General features: G+C 72.2%; 4 protein-coding genes. All 4 read right to left on the bottom strand.

Going from position 1 to position 3,568, the window contains the following annotated elements; translation table 11 throughout:
- Positions 1-615: flavodoxin-dependent (E)-4-hydroxy-3-methylbut-2-enyl-diphosphate synthase (locus tag FDZ70_07825; GenBank protein TLM73205.1), on the bottom strand; the 615-nt coding region annotated here is incomplete at its 3' end.
- Between the two features lie 22 nt (positions 616-637).
- Positions 638-1,945 carry a site-2 protease family protein gene (locus FDZ70_07820; protein TLM73204.1) on the bottom strand — a complete coding sequence of 436 codons (1,308 nt, stop codon included), beginning with the start codon at positions 1,943-1,945 and terminating at the stop codon, positions 638-640.
- Between the two features lie 85 nt (positions 1,946-2,030).
- Entirely contained in the window at positions 2,031-3,128 is a 1,098-nt protein-coding gene (locus tag FDZ70_07815; protein ID TLM73203.1) for a 1-deoxy-D-xylulose-5-phosphate reductoisomerase, read from the bottom strand.
- Complete coding sequence (locus FDZ70_07810; GenBank protein TLM73202.1) at positions 3,125-3,556, bottom strand: hypothetical protein; 432 nt, start codon at positions 3,554-3,556, stop codon at positions 3,125-3,127. The genes FDZ70_07815 and FDZ70_07810 overlap by 4 nt, the downstream gene beginning before the upstream one ends.
- Positions 3,557-3,568: the final 12 nt, after the last annotated feature.

Below are 3,568 nucleotides of genomic sequence, written 5' to 3'. Positions count from 1 at the left end.
GCCGTCCTCGGTGATGCCGATGTGAAGCGGGTACGGCACGCGGTCGGCGAGCAGGCGGTAGGCATCGACCGTGGAGGCGACCGAGGACGCCTTCGCCGAGACGACGACGTCCTCGAAGCCGCGGGAGGCGAAGTGGGCGCAGAACTCCTCGGCGCTCGCGACGAGCTTGTCGGCGAGCGGAAGGTCGAGGTCGCGAACGCTGTCGGCCAGCGAGCCTGCGTTCACGCCGATGCGGATCGGGATGCCTGCCGCGCCCGCGGCGTCGATGACGGCGTCGACGCGCTCGGCGGCGCCGATGTTGCCGGGGTTGATGCGCAGCTTGGCGGCGCCGCGGCGGGCGGCCTCGATCGCGAGGCGGTGGTCGAAGTGCACGTCCGCCACCACGGGCAGTGGCGAGCCGGAGCAGACCTGCTCGAACCCGTCGAGCGCGTCGGCGTGCGGGATGGCGACGCGAACAATCTCGCAGCCTGCGGCCGCGAGCGCGCCGATCTGAGCGAGGGTGGCCGCGGGGTCCTTCGTGTCGGTGGTGGTCATCGACTGGACGGTCACGGGGGCGCCGCCGCCGATCGGGACACCGCCGACGCTCACCGGCCGCGTGGTGCGGCGCTGCTGCATGACCCTCCCCTCGGTGGTGCGGTCAGCCCGTGATGAGCCGGGCCACGTCAGCGTACATCAGGTATCCGACCAGCGAGAACAGCAGGACGGCGCCGGACGCGGACAGCGCGATCGAGAACTTCCGGCTCAACGGCCGTCCGATCGCGCGCTCGACGAGTTCGAGGAGGACCTTTCCCCCGTCGAGGGGCGGTATCGGGACGAGGTTCATCAGCCCGAGTGACAGCGAGAGCAGCGCGACGAGCCACGCGTAGTCCACCGGGCCGGCCTTGACCGCCTTGGCGATCTCCTCGGAGGCGCCGATCACGCTCCTCGCGCCTGCGACGGCCTCGCGGAAGGTGTCCGGGTTGAAGAAGGACAGGATCGCCGCGCCCACGAGCGTGACGAGCTGCGCGGCGGTGCCGAACGCCTCTCCGAGCGGGACGGGCCCGTAGTCGAGCGCAGCCGAGACGCCCATGACGACCGCCTTCCCGCCGGCGCCGTCGTCGACGGCGGTGAGCGTCACCGGCAGCGTGAGAGCCTCGCCGCCGCGGTCGACGCGGACGGTGATGACGTCGCCGGCGGTGTGGCGCGCGACCCGCGCCTTGACCTCGGCGAACGTGGAGACGTCGACGCCGTCGACCGAGAGGAAGCGGTCCCCGGCCGCGATGCCGGCGGCCTTGGCGCCGTGACTGACGTCGGCGACGCGCGTGGAGGCGGTCGCCTCGCCGGCCACCGCGATGACCGCGACCAGCACCGTGTAGGCGACGACCACGTTGACGAGGATGCCGGCGGTCAGCAGGACGATGCGCTTCCAGGTCGCCAGGCCGCGGTAGGTCGATACGCGCGCGCGGGCGGCAAGGTCGGCGTCGGCCTCGCCGTCGTACCTGGCGACGAGCGCGCGCAGGTGCGTGCCGTCCTCGTCGAGGTGCTCGAGCGCACCCCAGTCGACCAGTGTGGTGGCGATCGCCTGCGCGCGCTCGAGCTCGACGTCGAGCTCGCGGGCGAGGTCGGAGGTCCACAGCGTGCCCGCGTCCGCCGCCACCGCGAGCGCTCTGCCGAGCAGGTCGTCCTCGGGGCCGAAATCCATGCCCGCGATCCGCACGTAGCCGCCGAGCGGCACGGCGGTGACGCCGTAGCGGGTGCCGGAGCGCTTGGAGACGACCGAGAGCGCGGGTCCCGGCAGCCCGATCATGAAGTCGTGGACCTTGACGCGGAACGCGCGCGCGGCGAGGAAGTGCCCGCCCTCGTGCAGCACGATGAGGATGGAGAAGGTGATGACGCCCCACACGACGGCGTCGAGCCATGTGAAGCCAAGCGACACGAGCGTCCTTCCTTGAAGAGCGGCGGTCATGCCGCCGCCGTGACGCGGCCACCGAGCAAAGGGTACGCCATGCGCCTGACACAGGTGGTGGAGACGCGGTGGAGCCTGGCGCCGCCTATGAGCCGAGGAGCGCCACGGCACGCGCCCGCGCGTCGGCGTCGACCGCCTCGACCTGCTCGACGGACTCGAGGTCCTCGCGGGAGGTGCCGCCGACGACGCCCTCGACCACGCGGTCGATGTCGGTGAGCCGGCATCTCCCGGCGAGGAACGCGGCGACGGCGACCTCGTTGGCGGCGTTCATGGCGGCGGGCACCGTGCCGCCCGCACGGCCCGCCTCGAGGGCGAGGGCGAGGCAGCGGAACGTGTCGGACTCGGGGGCTCCGAACTCCAGCGATCCGGCCTGCGTGAAGTCGACCGGAGGCACGGGCGCCTCCCAGCGCTCCGGGTACGACAGCGCGTACTGGATGGGCACGCGCATGTCGGTGGCGCCGAGGTGGGCTTTGACGGAACCGTCCGCGAACTCGACCATCGAGTGCACGCACGACTGCGGATGGACGACGACGGTGATGCGGTCGTAGCCCACGCCGAACAGGTGGTGCGCCTCGATCGCCTCGAGACCCTTGTTCATGAGCGTGGCCGAGTCGATGGTGATCTTCGGCCCCATCGACCACCGCGGATGCCTGAGGGCCTGCTCGGGAGTGACCTCGGCGAGCTGCTCGCGCGTCATGCCGCGGAAGGGCCCCCCGGACGCGGTGAGCCAGATCCGGGCGACCTCGCCGGGGTCCTCCCCCGCCAGGCACTGGAAGATGGCCGAGTGCTCCGAGTCGACCGGCAGGAGCGCGCCCGGGGCTGCGAGGCGCATGACCAGCTCGCCACCGACGACGAGCGACTCCTTGTTGGCCAGGGCGAGGCGCCTGCCGGAAGTCAGCGCGGCGATGGTGGCGCGCAGTCCGGCCGCGCCGACGAGCGCGTTCAAGACCACGTCGACGCCCTCGAGGGCCGCAAGGCGCACAACGGCCTCGGGCCCATCGGCCGACGCGAGGGCAGTGTGCGCGACGGCGAACGCGGCCGCCTGCTCGGCGAGCAGGCCGGCGTTGCTGTTGGCGGCGAGGGCGACCACCTCGATGCGGTCCGGGAAGCGCGCCGCGACGTCGAGCGCCTGCCGCCCGATCGACCCGGTCGACCCGAGTATCGCCAGGCGCACCCGGCTCATCGCACGCCCGCCCACGCGATCATCCAGTACGCGACGACCGAGACGAGGATGAGCGAGTCGTGACGGTCGAGGAAGCCTCCGTGCCCGGGCAGCAGCGTGCCGGAGTCCTTGACGCCGGCCTCACGCTTGAGGCGCGACTCGAACAGGTCGCCGGTGGCCGTGGCGATCGAGACGGCGACGCCGATGGCCGCGTGCCAGCCGAGCGTCAGCGGCCAGTCGGGCACACGCTCGCGCACGAGGTAATAGGTCAGCAGCCATACGACGATGGTGAACAGCGTGCCCGCGGCGAAACCCTCCCAGGACTTGTTCGGCGAGATGCGCGGCGCCATGCGGTGACGGCCGAGGGTCGAGCCGACGATGTAGGCGAACGAGTCGTTCGCCCACACGCTCACCACGGTCGCCAGCAGGAGGAGGACCTGCGGCGCCATGACGCCCTCTCC

The organism is Actinomycetota bacterium, from assembly GCA_005774595.1.
Taxonomy (GTDB): Bacteria; Actinomycetota; Coriobacteriia; order Anaerosomatales; family D1FN1-002; genus D1FN1-002.
This window is presented reverse-complemented; position numbering and strand designations above follow the sequence as displayed.